This window comes from Pseudomonas sp. LF020, assembly GCF_053456425.1.
In genome coordinates, this window is record NZ_JBRFIX010000002.1 from 749,951 (window position 1) to 766,951 (window position 17,001).

The 17,001-nt window shown below is 58.0% G+C and carries 15 protein-coding genes and 1 tRNA gene; 9 read left to right on the forward strand and 7 right to left on the reverse strand.

Annotation, left to right across the window (positions count from 1 at the left end):
* The first annotated feature begins 19 nt into the window (after positions 1–19).
* Positions 20–1,909: an acyltransferase family protein gene (locus tag ACU680_RS07275; protein WP_448179085.1), complete on the forward strand. Its 1,890-nt coding sequence runs from the start codon at positions 20–22 to the stop codon at positions 1,907–1,909.
* On the opposite strand, the gene ACU680_RS07280 is transcribed toward ACU680_RS07275, so the two are convergent.
* Entirely contained in the window at positions 1,896–2,792 is an 897-nt protein-coding gene (locus ACU680_RS07280; RefSeq protein WP_448179086.1) for a DMT family transporter, read from the reverse strand. The two genes, ACU680_RS07275 and ACU680_RS07280, sit on opposite strands and share 14 nt — an antisense overlap.
* Positions 2,793–2,942: 150 nt before the next feature.
* Here ACU680_RS07280 and ACU680_RS07285 point away from each other — a divergent pair, with 150 nt between their 5' ends.
* Together ACU680_RS07285 and ACU680_RS07290 are read left to right on the forward strand one after the other, a co-directional pair.
* Positions 2,943–3,380, forward strand: a complete 438-nt coding sequence (locus ACU680_RS07285) for an Lrp/AsnC family transcriptional regulator (protein WP_007915449.1) — start codon at positions 2,943–2,945, stop codon at positions 3,378–3,380.
* Positions 3,381–3,438: 58 nt separating this feature from the next.
* Positions 3,439–3,765 (forward strand): YceK/YidQ family lipoprotein, encoded by a 327-nt coding sequence (locus tag ACU680_RS07290; protein WP_400759746.1) that lies wholly within the window; start codon positions 3,439–3,441, stop codon positions 3,763–3,765.
* Between the two features lie 64 nt (positions 3,766–3,829).
* On the opposite strand, the gene ACU680_RS07295 is transcribed toward ACU680_RS07290, so the two are convergent.
* The gene (locus ACU680_RS07295; RefSeq protein ID WP_027613775.1) at positions 3,830–4,501 is read right to left on the reverse strand and encodes a Bax inhibitor-1/YccA family protein; all 672 of its coding nucleotides are present in this window, start codon (positions 4,499–4,501) and stop codon (positions 3,830–3,832) included.
* Positions 4,502–4,624: 123 nt separating this feature from the next.
* Here ACU680_RS07295 and ACU680_RS07300 point away from each other — a divergent pair.
* Both ACU680_RS07300 and ACU680_RS07305 read left to right on the forward strand, forming a co-directional pair.
* Positions 4,625–4,712, forward strand: a tRNA-Ser gene (locus ACU680_RS07300).
* Positions 4,713–5,073: 361 nt separating this feature from the next.
* Positions 5,074–5,343, forward strand: coding sequence for a hypothetical protein (locus ACU680_RS07305; RefSeq protein ID WP_007969132.1), 270 nt, complete (start codon positions 5,074–5,076; stop codon positions 5,341–5,343).
* Between the two features lie 590 nt (positions 5,344–5,933).
* Here ACU680_RS07305 and ACU680_RS07310 read toward each other — a convergent pair.
* On the reverse strand, positions 5,934–6,164 hold the full coding sequence (locus tag ACU680_RS07310; protein ID WP_123588124.1) for a hypothetical protein: 231 nt from the start codon (positions 6,162–6,164) through the stop codon (positions 5,934–5,936).
* A gap of 217 nt (positions 6,165–6,381) precedes the next feature.
* On the opposite strand from ACU680_RS07310, the gene ACU680_RS07315 reads away from it, so the two are divergent.
* Together ACU680_RS07315 and ACU680_RS07320 are read left to right on the forward strand one after the other, a co-directional pair.
* Entirely contained in the window at positions 6,382–6,906 is a 525-nt protein-coding gene (locus ACU680_RS07315; protein WP_367084680.1) for a GAF domain-containing protein, read from the forward strand.
* A gap of 294 nt (positions 6,907–7,200) precedes the next feature.
* Positions 7,201–8,424 (forward strand): zinc-dependent alcohol dehydrogenase, encoded by a 1,224-nt coding sequence (locus tag ACU680_RS07320; RefSeq protein WP_448179087.1) that lies wholly within the window; start codon positions 7,201–7,203, stop codon positions 8,422–8,424.
* Positions 8,425–8,540: 116 nt separating this feature from the next.
* On the opposite strand, the gene ACU680_RS07325 is transcribed toward ACU680_RS07320, so the two are convergent.
* The 4 genes from ACU680_RS07325 to ACU680_RS07340 form a co-directional block, all read right to left on the reverse strand.
* Positions 8,541–8,789: a hypothetical protein gene (locus ACU680_RS07325; protein ID WP_007969102.1), complete on the reverse strand. Its 249-nt coding sequence runs from the start codon at positions 8,787–8,789 to the stop codon at positions 8,541–8,543.
* A gap of 88 nt (positions 8,790–8,877) precedes the next feature.
* Complete coding sequence (locus tag ACU680_RS07330) at positions 8,878–11,571, reverse strand: beta strand repeat-containing protein (protein WP_448179088.1); 2,694 nt, start codon at positions 11,569–11,571, stop codon at positions 8,878–8,880.
* Between the two features lie 978 nt (positions 11,572–12,549).
* Positions 12,550–12,990 carry a hypothetical protein gene (locus ACU680_RS07335; RefSeq protein ID WP_448179089.1) on the reverse strand — a complete coding sequence of 147 codons (441 nt, stop codon included), beginning with the start codon at positions 12,988–12,990 and terminating at the stop codon, positions 12,550–12,552.
* A 258-nt stretch (positions 12,991–13,248) separates the two neighbouring features.
* Positions 13,249–14,754, reverse strand: coding sequence for a sensor domain-containing diguanylate cyclase (locus ACU680_RS07340; protein ID WP_367084684.1), 1,506 nt, complete (start codon positions 14,752–14,754; stop codon positions 13,249–13,251).
* 437 nt (positions 14,755–15,191) lie between these two features.
* On the opposite strand from ACU680_RS07340, the gene ACU680_RS07345 reads away from it, so the two are divergent.
* Both ACU680_RS07345 and ACU680_RS07350 read left to right on the forward strand, forming a co-directional pair.
* Complete coding sequence (locus tag ACU680_RS07345; RefSeq protein ID WP_367084685.1) at positions 15,192–15,887, forward strand: SDR family NAD(P)-dependent oxidoreductase; 696 nt, start codon at positions 15,192–15,194, stop codon at positions 15,885–15,887.
* Positions 15,888–15,977: 90 nt separating this feature from the next.
* Positions 15,978–16,997, forward strand: a complete 1,020-nt coding sequence (locus tag ACU680_RS07350; protein WP_448179090.1) for an AraC family transcriptional regulator — start codon at positions 15,978–15,980, stop codon at positions 16,995–16,997.
* Positions 16,998–17,001 lie beyond the last annotated feature (4 nt).

Here is a 17,001-nt window from a genome sequence, read left to right on the forward strand (position 1 = left end):
ATGTGACATGGACGCGTAAATGCAATTCAGGAAGAGTATCAACGCCCTGCGGGCACTGGCCGTGCTCGCGGTCGTGCTGTTTCATTTCAAGGTCCCAGGGTTTGAAGGCGGATTCGTTGGCGTAGACGTGTTCTTCGTCATCTCCGGCTTCCTGATGACCGGCATCATCGTCAATGGCGTGCAGCAGCAGAACTTTTCCCTCCTCGGTTTCTTCGCCTCCCGCGCCCGCCGCATCATTCCCGCCCTGCTGGTTTTGTGCATTGCGTTGCTGATCTTCGGCTACCTTTACCTGCCACTGGACGACTTGCGCGAAACCATCCGCACGATCAAGAGCAGCCTGCTGTTCAGCTCGAACTTCAGCTTTGCCGAAAGCGGCAATTACTTCGCGGCGCCGCTGCATGAAAACTGGTTGCTGCACACCTGGTCGCTGTCGGTCGAGTGGCAGTTCTACCTGCTTTATCCGGTGCTGATCATGGGTTTGCACAAGCTCTTCGGTGCCGACAAAACCCGTTATGCGCTGCTTGCCCTTGCCTTGATTTCGCTCGCGGCATCCATCGTCGTGACCCGCCTCAACCCGACGTTCGCCTTCTACATGCTGCCCACCCGCGCGTGGGAAATGATCGCTGGCGGGCTGGTTTTTCTGTTTCCGCTACGATTGAGCCCGCGCGGCGGTGCGATTTGCGAAGGGCTCGGCCTGTTGGCCATTGCCGTCAGCGTGCTGGGCTTTTCTGAAGCGGATCTGTGGCCCGGCTACCTGGCACTGGTGCCGGTGCTGGGGACAATGCTGGTGATTCATGGCGACACCCGGTCGGTGTTCAGCCGCAATCCTGCGCTGCAGTTTGTCGGCAGCATTTCCTACTCGGTGTACCTGTGGCACTGGCCGCTGGTGGTGCTGCTGTACCTGTGCGGCCTGCTGAACAGTTGGCCACACGTGATCGGCGCGATGATCGCCTCGTTCGCGCTCGGCACCCTGTCCTTCTATCTGGTTGAATCGAAGGTGCAGAAAGGTACGACCGCCGCACGCACGGTGATCAAGTTCGCGTCACTGACTGTAGCTGTGGTTGCGGTGTCGGCAGTAACGTCGTCGCTGGTCAAGCAACACCCCGACTGGCGCCCGGCGCTGGTCGAACTGGGGCAGCCGCAATACACCAGCAAACTGTATCCGCAGGAGTGCTACCCCAACGCCTATGCGGCGGCGGATTGCAAGTTGGGCACAGGCGAGGTGTCAGTGATTCTGTATGGCGACAGTCACGCGCAATCCACCGCAGCAGCGGTGCAAATGCACAACCCGCAGGCGGCGCTGTCCTGGTCACGGGGCGGTTGCCCGACCCTGGCGCACTTCGCCATGCACGACAAGACCGTCGAAAGCCAGTGCCGGGGCTTCAATCAGGAAAAGCTGCAACAACTGAAAACCGCCTACGCCGGGATCCCGGTGGTGCTGTTCAGTCGCGCGGCGCTGTACGCGGATTCGGGTCGGGAAAACAGCTACCGGATTTCCTTTCCCGAGCGCCAGGCCGGGTTTGCCGAAGCCTATACCGAAGAGTACGTCAGCACGGTCTGCTCGATCGCTGAAAACCATCCGGTGTACATCGTCAAACCGATCCCGGAAATGCCCTTCAGCGTCTACAAGGGTCTGAATCTGAATCAGCGATTGTTCCGGCAAACCACGGACATTTCTCTGCCGTTGCAGGCATACGAGAAACGCAACCGCGTCGCCATCGCAACCATCGAAGCCGCCGCCAGCCGCTGCAACGCGACGGTGATCGATCCGACGCCGTACCTGTGCCCCAACGGGAACTGCATGGGTTCCATGGACGGCGTGCCGCTGTACTTTGACGACAACCATCTGGTGGATGCCGGCAATCAGCAGCTCAAAGGCCTGTTCAAGGATCTGATCAAGCCGATTTGAGCTGGCGCCGGGCTTTCAGGCCCCAGCCCTGTTGCATCCCGGCGGCGGCCAGCAGAATCGCTGCCACACCGACCCATTGCAGGATCTCCAGGCGATGGCCGAAAGCGAACCAGTCGACGAAAATCGCCGCAATCGGGTAGATGAAGGACAGCGCACCGGTCAGGGCAGTCGGCAATTTCTGGATCGCGCCGTACAGCAGCACATACATCAGACCGGTGTGGACGATGCCCAGCGTCACCAGACTGGCCCAGGCGCCGCCGGTTTGCGGCAAGCCGTTGAAGTGCGCGAACGGCGCGAGCAACAGCACTCCGGTGCAGACCTGGATCAGCGCGATCAGGTGCGGCGGCGTGCCGGTCAGGCGCTTGATGATCAGCGCTGCAATCGCGTAGAGCAACGCTGCACCCAGTGCCAGCGCGATGCCCAACAGGTAATCGCTACCACTCTCGCCCTGCCCGCCATGGGCGCTGACAATCGCCAGCATGCCGAGAAAGGAAATCGCCAGCCAGAACAGCTTCTGCAAGGTGATTTTCTCGCCGAGAAACAGTGCCGCCAGGCCAACCAGCATGAATGGCTGCACGTTGTAGACCGCCGTGCCGATGGCGATCGAGGCCCGGGAATATGAGCCGAACAACAACACCCAATTGCCGACAATCGCCACTCCGCTGAGCACCGCCAGCAGGAACGTGGTGCGGGTCAAAATGCCCGGACGCAAGAAGCCGAAAGCCGCGCATATCAGCAGCAAGGTGCCGGCGCCGAACACGCAACGCCAGAACACCACATCCAGCACCGGTTGCCCGGACACCAGCACGAACCAGCCGATGGTCCCGGAAATCAGCATGGCGGCGGTCATTTCCAATGAACCACGGCGGATTGTGTTGTCCATCATCGATCTCCCTAAGCGTTTGACGAAAGCGTGGCAAAAGTATGCCAAGCCAACACCCCACGCCTCCAGCGAAAAAAGCAGGCTAAACTCGACTTCTGCCTTTTTTATCGCGGGTGGTTTACCGCAAGTGCCTAATCCCGGAGTTGTGCCATGACCGACGATATCGACCAGATCCTCATCAGCGCCTTGATGGAAGACTCGCGCCGCTCGCTCAAGGCATTGGCGCAGATCAGCGGCCTGTCGTCACCCAGCGTGGCCGAACGCCTGCGTCGCCTCGAGGAACGCGGCGTGCTCAAGGGATACACCGTCGAAATCGATCCCAAGTGTTTCGGCTATCAACTGCAGGCGATCGTCCGGGTACGTCCGCTGCCGGGGCAACTGCAGGAAGTGGAACGCCAGATCCTGTCGATCCCCGAATTTACCGAGTGCGACAAGGTCACCGGAGAAGACTGCTTCATCGCCCGCCTGCACGTGCGCTCGATGGAACAGCTGGACACCCTGCTCGACCGCCTCAATACGCTGGCCGAAACCAACACCGCGATCGTCAAGAAAACCCCGGTCAAACGCCGGTTACCGCCGATGGCGTGAGTGCTTTTTGCGCCTGCTCGGCGTAGATTAAGGTTTTTCCGGCGAAGGATTGGCGGTAATGAGAATTCAGGCAGTGATGCTGGCGTTGTTGATGCTCGGCGGGTGCGGTACGGTGCAGACCGTTGTGCTTAGCGACAAGGCTTCCGTGGATCAACTGAAAACCAAGAAAAGCTACTGCGGCGCGGTGCCGCGCATTTACAGCGGTGCAACCTACGACTTCTGCATGCTGCACGCTGAAAAGCCGGATGACGTCGACGCGTTCAATTACCACAACGCTTCCTTTGGTTTGGTGGTCGATGCGGCAGTTTCCGGCGTGTTGGATACGTTTCTGCTGCCCTACACGATTTACAAGCAACAGGCCGATGGCAGCATCGTGATCAACTGATCCGCTTTTCGCAGACAACAAAAAACCCGCCGAAGCGGGTTTTTTGTTGATTCACAAGCAGCGATCAGTCGTCGCGGCTCATGATGCCGAAGATCTGCAACAGGCTGATGAACAGGTTGTAGATCGATACATACAGGCTGATGGTTGCCATGATGTAGTTGCGCTCGCCACCGTGGATGATCGCGCTGGTCTGGAACAGAATGCAGACCGACGAGAACAGCACGAAACCGGCGCTGATCGCCAGTTGCAGGCCGCTGATCTGGAAGAACATGCTCGCCAGCGTTGCACCCAGCAACACGAAGAAACCGGCGGTGATGAAACCACCGAGGAAGCTCATATCCTTGCGGGTGATCAGCACGTAGGCCGACAGACCACCGAACACCAGCGCGGTCATCGCAAATGCCGAGCTGACCACTTCAGCGCCGCCCTGCATGCCCAGGTAACGGTTGAGGATCGGGCCGAGCAGGAAACCCATGAAACCGGTCAGCGCAAAGGCGGACACCAGGCCCCACGCGGAATCACGGAGTTTGTTGGTGAGGAAGAACAGCCCGTAGAAACCGATCAGCACCACGAAAATATTCGGGTAGCCGACGCGCATCTGCTGCGCCACGAACGCCATCACACCGCTGAATGCGAGGGTGAGCGCCAGTAGACCGTAAGTGTTGCGCAGGACGCGGCTAACCTCTAGCTGCTCAGCCTGCACGCTGTTGTGAACTGCGTAATCCTGTTCGCGCATGGCGACACTCCTGTTGGTTTGAAACGTTCAGTGGCAAAGATCATAACAGACGCTCTGTAACAAGCCATGCACAGAGTTTGACAGTGTGTTTCATTCAGGTATTATGGCGCCCGCAACGCAAACGGAGGTGTGGCCGAGTGGTTTAAGGCAACGGTCTTGAAAACCGTCGACTGTAACAGGTCCATGAGTTCGAATCCCATCGCCTCCGCCATCTTATGTACGACAAAGCCCTGATTATTCAGGGCTTTGTCGTTTCTGGCGTCCTGAAAAGTGCCCGCTATCGGCTGTGAATTCAACCATCCGCTTCTGGCCGTTAGCTACCCAAGGCATAGATATATCTCGAATTTCAGGTCGCACCTCTTCGCTGCGATCGCCTTGACCTCCCTCCCTCTTCACCTACACTCCCCGGCACCGGCAGTAAGCTCGTATCGGTGTTTTCCTGGACAATCATCTCAATGCAGTCAGGGATGAACGGAAAACTATTCAGGAAATGGATTCCGGAAACCATTGAATAAACGGGGCGTACTCCGAAAAGCCAAACGAGTAGGAATTTAAATAGGGAGATTTAATTCATGACAGCTCAAGAACATCTTGTTGGTGGATGGACCCCTTACCACAAACTGACTCCCAAGGATCAGGAAGTCTTCAAAGAAGCACTGGCCGGCTTCGTTGGCGTGAGCTACACGCCCGAAGAGGTTTCCAGCCAAGTCGTTAATGGCACCAACTATCGCTACAAGTCGAAAGCTACGCTTCCGGGTTCGCCAAACGGCTGGCAAGCGATCGTAGAAATCTACGCGCCAACTAATGGCAAGCCGCACATCACTCAGATCCATCGGATCTAAAGAAGCTCCAATCTTCGGGTCTTCGCAGTCTAAGGCCCGAAGATCGATCAAGCCATCCCGCTACCGCGATCAAGAGTTTCTACAGCACTCCGTTGAGGTCGAAGTGGCTGGTCACTGTTCTGAATGCAACCCGCATTTCTCAATTGATGACACATTAGGCCATCGATGTCATCGCGCATCGGCCGAATGAAGTACGCCCCCCTCGCACGTCGACAAGTTGATGCTACAAACCCAGACCGACGCCAGTAGCGGACCTGGGTGATTTGCATATCAATCAGGTAGAAAAATTGAATTAGCCAGTTGTCTTTTTGGTCAAGAATTATGAACGCAGAAAATCTGACGAGGTGACAGCAATGACTATCCAGGCAGAGACACTCGTACAACTGACCGAAGTGCTTCAAGAGCAAGGAATGAATCTGGTTTCAGATGTTCACTTCACTCGCGCGCCATACCGGCAGAACCACCGCTGGATTTGCATCGTAGAGTAACCATGCTCGTTGCCGGTGGCTCGGACTAAGACTCCACCGCCGGCCCCACTACCCCGCTACGCCTTTTCCCTTCCGCCCACCCGCGCGCGACTGACACGCAGCTCAAGGCCGCGAAAGCGTTTTCAGACGCTCGACCAAAGCCGCTTCAAAAATGACATAAAGCCTTTCAGCATCGCCGGCACGCAAAACCCCGCTGGTTTCCAGCCCAAGAACGAAGCCATCCGCACGAGCCCCCGCCTTCACCGCGATGATCATCGAGTCTGCCCGGACAATCTGCGCCAGAAGCCGATCAGCTTCACGCTGCATCTTTTCGTTCAACACTACGCCTTCCACTTCCTCACCCTGCATTCAATGCGAGATCCAACAAATTGTATGATCAAGGCTACGCCGCCGATAGCGGCGCCTCAAGCCGCAAACCAATGATCCTTCGCTATCGCAGCCATCAGGAACCTTTCAGGTGAACGAATTCCTTTTGCTTGATATCAAAACGGGCAGTTTCAAAAGCGTTTAGCCGTCGCCAGCTCGATCAATCATTACCGGAGAACAATGCATGCCTCTCAGTGAGACCATTCACAGAGCGTTGCTAAGCGCGGAGGAACGTTCCTCTATCGCTGAAATTGAAGCTACAACCAATATTCTGCAGCTCGTCACACGCATGACCGGAACGCGCTTCGCGGCGATCGCAAAATTCACCGACACGGAATGGATCGTCTGTTCCGCCTACGATCCGATCGAGCTTGGGATCAACACCGGCGACACCCTGGAACTGGAGACCACGCTGTGCAGCGAATTTCGCAGAGACCCCCAGGTGCTTTTCGTGCCACAAATAAGTTGCGACGGCAGGTTTTCGACACGTCCTGTGGTGAAGCAATATCTGATTGAAAGCTACGCAGGCGCGCCCATTTTCCTTCCCGACGGACAACTTTGGGGCGCGCTGTGTGCATTGGACTCCAGGGCGGTCATTTTCGACGACCCGGATCTGGCAGACACGTTAGGGCTGTTCGCGAGATTGATCGGCTGCATCTTCTACTCGAATCTGTCGGAGTCCGGCAGCGGCTACAGCAAGAACGGCTAAGGTGTTAGCGAATAACTAAAAACAGCCCTGAATGTTCAGGGCTGTTGCATTTGTCGCGTGTGTAAACAGACAAGATGCCGATACCGTGCAGGGACACCGAGTCACGGCAGCAGCACTTACTCCAAGGAAGGCAGGAATCTGCAGTCGACCCTTCTCTGTTCCATAAGGTTTGAAAAAATTGCGCCAGGTGCTCGCCTGTCGACCGCTAGTCACCTGTGGCGCTATCACTGTGAACTTACGTTGGCCGGCAGTCCTCTCCCACTTACATTCAGATGAAGCAAGGGGCAAGCGGTCATGAGAGCACTCACGTATCACGGCGCGCACAGCGTCAAGGTCGACACCGTTCCGGATCCGGTTATCGAGGACAATGACGACATCATCCTGCGAGTCACAGCAACGGCGATCTGCGGCTCTGACCTTCATCTCTACCGAGGGAAAACTCCAACCGTCGAGCACGGCGATATCTTCGGTCATGAGTTCATGGGAATCGTCGAGGAGGCAGGCTCGGCAGTGACCGCTGTGCAACCCGGCGACCGCGTGGTCATTCCTTTTGTCATCGCCTGCGGCAGCTGCTTCTTTTGCGCGATGGATCTGTTCGCGGCCTGCGAGACAACCAATACCGATCGTGGAGCGATCATCAATAAAAAGGCAATACCCCCAGGCGCTGCTCTCTTCGGCTTCAGCCATATGTACGGCGGAGTGCCCGGCGGTCAGGCTGAATACGTGCGCGTACCGAAGGCCAACACCGGGCCGTTCAAAGTGCCGGGGACGCTGTCGGATGAAAAAGTCCTGTTCCTTTCCGACATTCTCCCCACTGCCTATCAGGCCGTGACCAACGCCGGCATTGGTCCCGGCTCGAGCATCGCCATTTATGGCGCAGGCCCCGTCGGTTTGCTGAGCGCGGCCTGTGCGAGGATGCTCGGGGCCGAGCAGATTTTCATGGTCGATCACCATCCTTATCGCCTGGCCTACGCGCAGAAAACCTATGGCGTAATTCCGATCAACTTCGACGAAGACGACGACCCTGCCGATACGATCATTCGGCAAACCAAAGGGATGCGCGGCGTCGACGGCGTCGTGGATGCGGTCGGGTTCGAAGCAAAGGGAAGTACGACGGAAACGGTGCTCGCGACCCTCAAACTTGAAGGCAGTAGCGGCAAAGCGCTGCGGCAGTGTATCGCTGCAGTCAGGCGTGGAGGTGTGGTCAGCGTCCCGGGCGTTTATTCCGGGTTTATTCATGGCTTCCTGTTCGGTGATGCATTCGACAAGGGCTTGACCTTCAAGATGGGGCAGACCCATGTGCACCGTTTCCTGCCTGAGCTCCTGGATCACATCGAAACGGGTCGTCTTGCACCGGAAGTCATCATCAGCCATCGCCTGTCACTGGAGCAGGCCGCCGAGGGATACAAGATTTTTGATAAAAAACAAGAGGACTGCCGAAAAGTCATTCTGACACCCGGTGACAGCCACATCGCCGTGCCACAGACCGACAGCAGCGCAACACTGTTGACGACCTGAAGCTGGCGATACGTGGATAGGACAAATCAATCCGCACGCCAAATGGCGTGCGGATTTATGCGTCAAGGCTGCCTTCGCCCGCCCGGGGCTGTGTTCGGGCGACGGCAGCACGGCCTTCAGTGATAATCCTTACCGGCGACCGCAAGCAGATAGGCTGCGTCCGCGTCCCTTCGCAGGTCGCGTAATTCGGTCAGGGTCAACATACCCAATCGATCCATCTCGTCAGACTTGCGCAACAGTTCCTCGTGATAGGCATCGGGACAATCCATGCGCAGCTCTCGATTTTCCAACGCCCGATACCAGGCATCCAGGGCATGCAGTCGTGATTCTTGCTCAAGTGTCAGCTGATTCTTGAAAGCGTTCATTACCGTCATCCCCGAACATTTCCCGGTTGAGTAACCGGTTTCTGCTCAGGTTCAAAAGATCTGACGAAGAACCGCGACGCGTCAGGCCTTATCGCTCCTCGCCCGGTTCCGGTGTGATATGGATCTCTTCAGGCATCTTGTCGTTGTCCTCGGCCCTGACCAGAACATTGCTGTCCTCGTCAATCTGATACGGCACGTCAGCCTCTACCCCGTCGATTCCGGTCTTGACCACTACATTGGTGTAGCGCTTGCCATCCCAGCAGCGAAAAACCAGGGTTGAATTCTCCCCGCCTGAAAGCGTTGAGCCGAGGCTGCCGATGAGTCGGCTGTCGGCACCGGCGGTCAACACGCAGTTTTTGCCGGCGGTCAGCTTGCTGCGATCCCCAGCCATCAGCACACAGTCGTCGCCAGCGGTGAGTTTGCTGCGATCGCCCGCCGTCAGGTAACTGTTGCTGCCTGCCAGGAGTTTGCTGCGGTCGCCGGCTGTCTGGGTGCTGTCTGCGCCGGCAGTCAGCTTGCTGCGATCACCCGCCATCTGGATGCTGTTGGCGCCGGCGATCAACGTGCTACGCGAACCCGCTGTTTGCGAGCTGCCCTTGCCGGCGATCAACATACTTTTATGCCCGGCAATCTGCGTGCTTTCCTGACCCGCAATCAGCGAGCTCTTATGACTGGCGATCTGGTTGCTGCCATATCCGGCTGTCAGGCTGCTGCGCATCCCGGAGGTCAGACTGCTGCCATACCCGGCAGTCAGGACGCTGTGCAGTCCACTGATCAGTGTGCTGCCGTAACCGGCGGTCAAATAGCTGCGAATGCCGCTGGTCAAGCTGCTGCCGTAACCGGCAATCAGCGAACTGTCTTGCCCTGCAACCCCGGTGCTGCCGTAACCTGCAGTCAATGTGCTGTCACGCGCCGCCATCTGGGTACTGCCATAACCCGCGGTCAGCGTGCTCTCGTAGCCGGCGGTCTGCGAACTGCCGTAACCAGCCATCAGCGAACTGCCAGATCCGGCGATTTCCGTACTGCCGTAACCGGCGGTCAGGGTACTGCTGTCGAGTGCGGTGAGCGTGCTGCCATAACCCGCGGTCAGGATACTGTCGTCACCTGCGGTCTGTGTGCTGCCATATCCGGCGATCAGGGTGCTCTCGTACCCTGCGGTCGAAGTGCTGCCATAACCGGTGGTCAGCGAACTTTGTTCCTGAGCGGTCTGCGTACTGCCGTAGCCGGCGGTCAGGGTGCTGCCATAGCCTGCGGTTTGCGTACTGCCGTAGCCGGCAATCAACGAGCTTTGATAGCCAGCCGTCGAAGTACTGCCGTAGCCAGTGGTCAGCGAGCTGTTGTCCTGCGCGGTTTGGGTGCTGCCGTATCCGGCAGTCAAGGTGCTCTCGTACCCCGTTGTTTGCGTGCTGCCATAACCGGCGATCAGCGAACTGTTGAATCCCGCGGTTGAGGTACTGCCGTATCCCGCAGTGAGGGAACTGTCTTCCTGAGCAGTCTGGGTACTCCCGTAACCCGCGGTCAGGGTGCTTTCGTGTCCGGCAGTCTGGGTGCTTCCATAACCTGCGATCAGCGAACTGTCAGGCCCGGCGGTGCTCGTGCTGCCATAACCTGCTGTGAGCGAACTGCCTTCCTGTGCGGTCTGGGTACTGCCGTAACCCGCAGTCATGATGCTTCCGTGGCCGGCAGTTTGCGTGCTGCCGTAACCGGCGATCAGCGAGCTGTCGTAACCCGCGGTTTCGGTACTGCCATATCCGGCAATGAGATCACTGCTTTCCTGGGCAGTCTGAGTGCTGCCATAACCCGAGGTCAGAATGCTTTTGTAGCCGGCAGTCTGGGTGCTGCCATAACCGGCAATCAGAGCACTGCCATGACCGGCGGTTTGTGAGCTGCCATAACCGGCAGTCACCATGCTGTCTGGTCCGGTGGTGGCCGTGCTGCCGTAACCGGCGGTCAGATCACTGCCCTCCTGAGCCGTTTGTGTACTGCCGTAACCGGCGGTCAGTGAGCTTTCCTGACCCGCAGTCTGCGTGCTGCCATAACCCGCGATCAGCGAACTGTCGGAGCCGGCGGTGCCGGTGCTGCCGTAACCGGCGGTGAGATCGCTACCGATCTGCGCGGTTTGCGTACTGCCATAACCCGCGGTCAGCGAGCTTTCGCCGCCAGCAGTCTGCGTACTGCCGTAACCCGCGATCAGCGAACTGTCGGAGCCGGCGGTGCTGGTGCTGCCGTAACCGGCGGTGAGATCACTGCCCTCTTGGGCTGTTTGCGTACTACCATAACCGGCGGTCAGCGAGCTTTCGCCGCCAGCCGTTTGCGTACTGCCATACCCGGCGATCAGCGAACTGTCAGTACCGGCGGTGCTTGTGCTGCCATAGCCGGCAGTGAGATCACTGCCCTCTTGGGCTGTCTGGGTGCTGCCGTAACCGGCGGTCAGCGAGCTTTCTCCGCCTGCAGTCTGCGTACTGCCATACCCGGCAATCAACGAACTGTCGGAGCCTGCGGTGCCGGTGCTGCCGTAGCCGGCGGTGAGATCGCTGCCTGCCTTGGCGGTCTGGGTGCTGCCGTAACCCGCCATCAGCGAGCTCTCATCTCCGGCAGTTTGCGTGCTGCCGTAGCCTGCAATGATCGAACTGTCGGACCCCGAAGTTCCGGTACTGCCGTATCCGGCAATAAGTGTGCTGCTGTCTCCGGCGGTTTCAGTACTGCCATAACCGGCAATGAGCTGACTCTGACTGGCGCCCGTTAGCGTACTGCCATAAATCGCTGTTTCGAGCTTTTGCATTGCCCGGACGGTTGTACGCTGTTTGACCACATCGACAGGACCGCCAGCGATAACCGGGAGGGCGGAAAATGTCTCACTTGTCTCTGGTTGCACTTGAGGAAACACGAACGTCTCGATCAAATTCGTGGTTGACGCTTCATAATCCGCCGCATTCTCCGCGATGTAATTCAATGCGCTGTTGCGTGTACCCACATGGACGACTTCCGCACGGGAAAACTTCACGCCTTCGTCATCGTCGAGAAATATCAAGTCGCCTGCAGCCACTTCACACACAACCCATCGTGCATCCGCCTGCAGGCTCAGATGGGCGTCTGAACCCTGACCCCAAAGTACGCCTGTCAGGCCGTTTTCAAGTTTCCTCGTCGGCTCCCAAAACCGGCATTCCACCGATCCTGAAGCAGGCCATATCAGACCACAATGGTCGGCCATGTTATTGGCGCATGTCCTCAGAACCAGCACTTTTTCGGTTTTCATTTTGCAATACCTTTTACAACTTCGATCTCTAAAATCCTTTGGAGACAAACGTCCATTATGTATTTCCACACGCAAAACCCGCGCAGGTAACAGCGCTCGAATTAATGAACTAATTCGACTGCACAAGCCTTGAACAAAACATGAAATTCTGGTGAATCCAGGAAAACTGCCGCATCAAACCAATGTCGGGAAAATCTGAAAATACAGAGGAATGTCTATAACTGGCTGAGGGGCAGAAAAATGACTGCGAGCCATTTTATGGCTGCTCGGGGCGAAGAGAGAGGCCGTCTGGCCTTATCGAGTCGGCATGCGTCATGATTGGACAGATCCATCATTAAAAGAAGCAAAACGAAGTAGATTTCATCGATGATTAGAAATACTTAACGCCAAATACCACGGCGCACGCCCTCTTTATGTGACAAAGCCCTGAATAATCAGGGCTTTGTCGTTTACATCATGCGCATCTCGATTGCGCGACTCAGAATACTTGAGCGTCCTCGGCAATTACGCGGCAACGCTCTCATGCTCACTCTCATGCACATAAACCCAGGAGATACCCGATGGCGACGTGGGGTCCAGCCGCATGAGCGCCGAATCGACTTTTTTCTTGGTGATGCCGTCTTTGACCAGATCAAATACCGTGAGGAAAAGATCCCCCGGCAGAGGCGTGATGGAAAGATTGATGATGTGCGATTCGGGGCTGCCAACGCGCTTGCCGTACAGTCCCCAAAGTCGCTCCCAGTAGTCCGCCCGGTCCATGATCTGGCCATCCGTCAGGACCACTCGAAAGTCGTTCGCCAGCGCATCGTACAAAGGTTTGATGGCGCCCTCGGACTGGCAAGCCACACCGCGTGACCACGGAAAAAAGAGGTTGTACCAACGGTATACCTCGGCTTCGACGAGAGCGGCTTTATCGGATGTTTCGGTTACTCGGCTGATTGCCATCTGTGTTCTCCTTGACAAGCAAAAGGTGGCGGGGCCCTGCGTTACAGACCGGGAGTCTGGATACACATCGCCTGAGCGATGCACCGCGCCTTATTCAAGATCCTTCCTGAAATCAACACTTCAATAGTTCCTGGTAGCTCCTGTGATTTTATCGACCAGCCACAAAAGTAGTCGCTTGGCTGTCGGACTGCACCGGGAGCTGACCAACGGTTTTAGTTGCGCAGCATGAAAAGTTCGAATAGTTGGCACCGACGCAGATCACCAGGTTCCCTGCACAAAACGGTTGCGCCCCAGCGCCTTGGCGTTATACAGCGCCTGATCCGCCCCCTCGATCAACCCTCGCAGGGTTTCCAGTTGCGACCCCGAGGCCGTAGCGATGCCGATACTCACACTCAGCCGGCCGAACGGGCTGGACGGGTGCGGGATGTGCTCCTGCTGCAAGCGATCGAGGATCATCTGCGCCACCACCGCAGCACCGTCACTGTCGGTGGCCGGCATGATCACGCTCATTTCTTCGCCGCCGTAACGTGCCACCAGATCCGACGGGCGCCGTACACAACCTTCGAGGATTGTGCCGACCTTCTGCAGGCAGGCATCGCCGGCGACATGCCCGAACGAATCGTTGAACAGCTTGAAGTAATCGATATCGATCATCAGCAACGCCAGCGTCGTGCCGTCACGTTGGGCGCGCCGGGCTTCCATGGCGAGGCTCTCATCGAAGCAGCGCCGGTTGGCCAGACCGGTCAGCGAGTCTTTCATCGCCAGCAATTCAAGCTGACGATTGGATGAGAGCAACTGCTGCTGCGTCCCGCGCAACTGGTCTTCAGCCCGGGTACGCCTGCGGATATCGAGAATCAGGAACCAGCCGATGAGCCCGGTGAGCCCCAGCAACCCCGCGACCACCACTGCCGACAGCCAGGCTTCCATGCGCCACGCAGCGAGGGCTTCGCGCTTGCCGAGGGCGACCGTGGTGATCAGCGGCAACCGGTCACTCTTGCGAAAGGCATAGAGCCGCTCGACGCCATCCAGACTGGAAGTAAACGACGCGGTACCGACCGATCGATCGACCAGATACTTCTCATAGATCGGCGACTTGGAAAAGTTGCGGCCCATGTCCTGCTCGCGGAACGGATAGCGCACCAGCAACGTACCGTCGGTGTAGGACAAGCCGATGGCACCCTCCTGCCCGACATCGATCTTGCCGAACAGACGCAGGAAGTTTTCGACCCCCAGGGTAACTGCCACCACCCCGGCAAACTCGCCGTGCGCATCGTTGAAACGGCGGCTGACGGTGATCACCCACTCCTGATTGGAGCGGCTCTGAATTGGCGGACCGATAAAGGTCTCGCGACTCGGATCGTCGCGATGATGGATGAAGTAGGCGCGATCACTGCTGTTGGCCCCGACCGGAATCGGTCGATTGGAAGACATCAGCCAACGGCCCTGATTGTCGTAGATGGTGATGCCGCTGAGCTGCGGCATCAGCGGTTCCTGACGATTGACCAGTGCGCTCAAACGCTGGATCTGCGCGGGGCCGCTGCCTTCGGTTTCCAGGCGTTCGACGAGCCCGAGCAGCAGCAACGAACTCTGGCGGACGATGCCTTCGGAGTAAGTCGCCAGCGCCTGGGTCAGGTTCAAGCCATGAACGTTGACTTCCTCCAGCGCGCGCTCTCGAGAGGCCAGCACTTTCCACACCGTCAGTGACGCGAGGGAACAACCGATCACCAACAACAAAAGCACAACCAGGCGGGTATCACGCTTCACATTACTACCTTTGGGAAAGTCCGGTTTCCGTTCCTGCGGCGGGTCGAGCGACTCGATGACTGCAGCCGCGTGTCCTTGTCGCGCGCAAGGATACAAGTAGCACTGGCTGGCTGCAGCAACAGATTATGTGGCGCAAAAAACGTACTTCCGATTTGCGCGGCGTCGCCCGGAAAAACTGTGCTAAAGACTTCAGGACAGGATTTGCGCTTGGCGAAACAACGACAAGAATGCCAGACCAAACCATCGCCAGGCTTTCAGAATCCGCTTGGCGCCACCCGCCTGAAGCCAACTTTCTGACGCCTGTTTCACGACCCTTTCCCGTTGTTTTGCCAAGCATAAAATTTTGGCACTTTTGCGCAACAAGTTGACATCCAAAAGCATGCCACGGGCCACCGATATCATTAGAGTATGCGCCCTTAAAAAGGAAAGGACTCTTGATGACTCAGTCACTCTCACGGCGCGTTGTGGCGATTACCGGCGCCCTGGGGAATCTCGGCGAGACCCTGGCGGACATGGCCGCAGCCCAGGGCGCGGATCTGGTGCTGATCGATCGGGCGACGATTACGCTGCCCAGCTCGCACAATCGACTGGTCCTGTCCGGTATCGATCTGACTTCCGTTGCCGATTGCCAGGCAGTCGCCCACCAGATCAACCGCTATTTCGGCCGTCTCGATGCACTGGTCAACGGCGCCGGCGGCTATGCGTGGGAACCGCTTTTAGGCGGCGCGTTGGAGGCCTGGGATCGGCTCTACTCGCTGAACCTTCGAACCGCATTGAACGCCAGCAAAGCCCTGCTGCCGTTGCTGCTGCAATCCTCGGCCGGACGCATCGTCAATATCGGCGCGAGCATGGCGGCGAAGGCCGGACTGGGGATGGGCGCTTACGCCGCGTCGAAATCCAGCGTCCTGCGCCTGACTGAAAGCCTCGCCGAAGAACTCAAAGACATGAGCATCACGGTCAATGCCGTGCTGCCGAGCATTCTCGACACCCCGCAAAACCGGGAAGCCATGCCCGACGCCGAGCATCAGCGCTGGGTGACACCGGCGCAGCTGGCGGCGGTGATTCTGTTTCTGATTTCGGAGCAAGCGTCGGCGGTCACCGGTACCGGCATTCCGGTGATCGGGCGCATGTAGGATCTATTGACGCCGCGCGCCTTGGCGACGTCGCTTTCTTCACCTTTCGGAAAAGCAAGATCACCGGATTACCGGACTTCCCCTCCCCCCATGCGACCCGCCACTTCCAGCGCTGCCTTCGTGAACCACATCCTTGATGTCGCCGAACAATACGGCTGCGATGTTGATTGGCTGTTGCAGCAGACCGGACTCTCACGCGAGCAGTTGTCCGACTCGATCGTGCGCATTCCCATGCGCCAACTGCGTGCCTTGCTGGAACTGGCGGCACTGAGCAGCAACCTGCCGCATTTCGGCCTGTTGGTCGGCGCCGCCGTGCGCCCGGGCACCTATGGCGTGCTGGGTTATGTGCTGATGACCAGCGCGACACTCGGCGAGTCGCTGAACATGATTTTGCGATTCGGCAAGATCGTTTACGACAGCCCGTCCAGCCAGACCCGGATCGTCATCGGTGACGGCCGCGTGACGCTCGAAGATCAACGCATCAGTGAGCTGGAGCCTTACTGCGCCCTGCATCAGGAAGCGCTGATGGTCGGCTGGGCAGCGTTCGGCCGCTGGTTGATCGCCAGCAATCAGCCCATGCTGGAAGTGCGGATGATGCATCCGGCGGTGGGCGAACCGGCGCTGTATGAACACTTCTTTGGCTGTCCGGTGCAGTTCGAGGCCGGCTGCAATGCGCTGGTGTTTGCCGAGTCGACACTCTCGACGCGGATCCAGGGCGCCGACCCGCGCATGCATCGCAGCATGCTGCTGGAGGCCGACTGGCAGTTGTGTCTGACGTACCCGGCATTTTCCGTGACTGACCGCTTGCGCGCGCTGCTCACCGAACAATTGCCGACCGGCGATTTCAGCCTGAAAAGCCTGGCCCGGCAGTTGGCGATTTCGCCGCGCACCTTGCAGCGCAAACTGGCGGCTGAAGGGGAAAACTTCAATCAGGTGCTGGAAACCATGCGCATGGAACTGGCCGACCATTACCTGCGCCGGACCGAGACCAGCATCATGAACATCGCCCTGATGCTGGGTTACTCGCAGGCCAATTCTTTCAGCCATTCCTTTCGTCAGGCCCGCGGGATTTCCCCGGTGGATTACCGCAAGTTGCTGCGCGCCAGATAAGCCC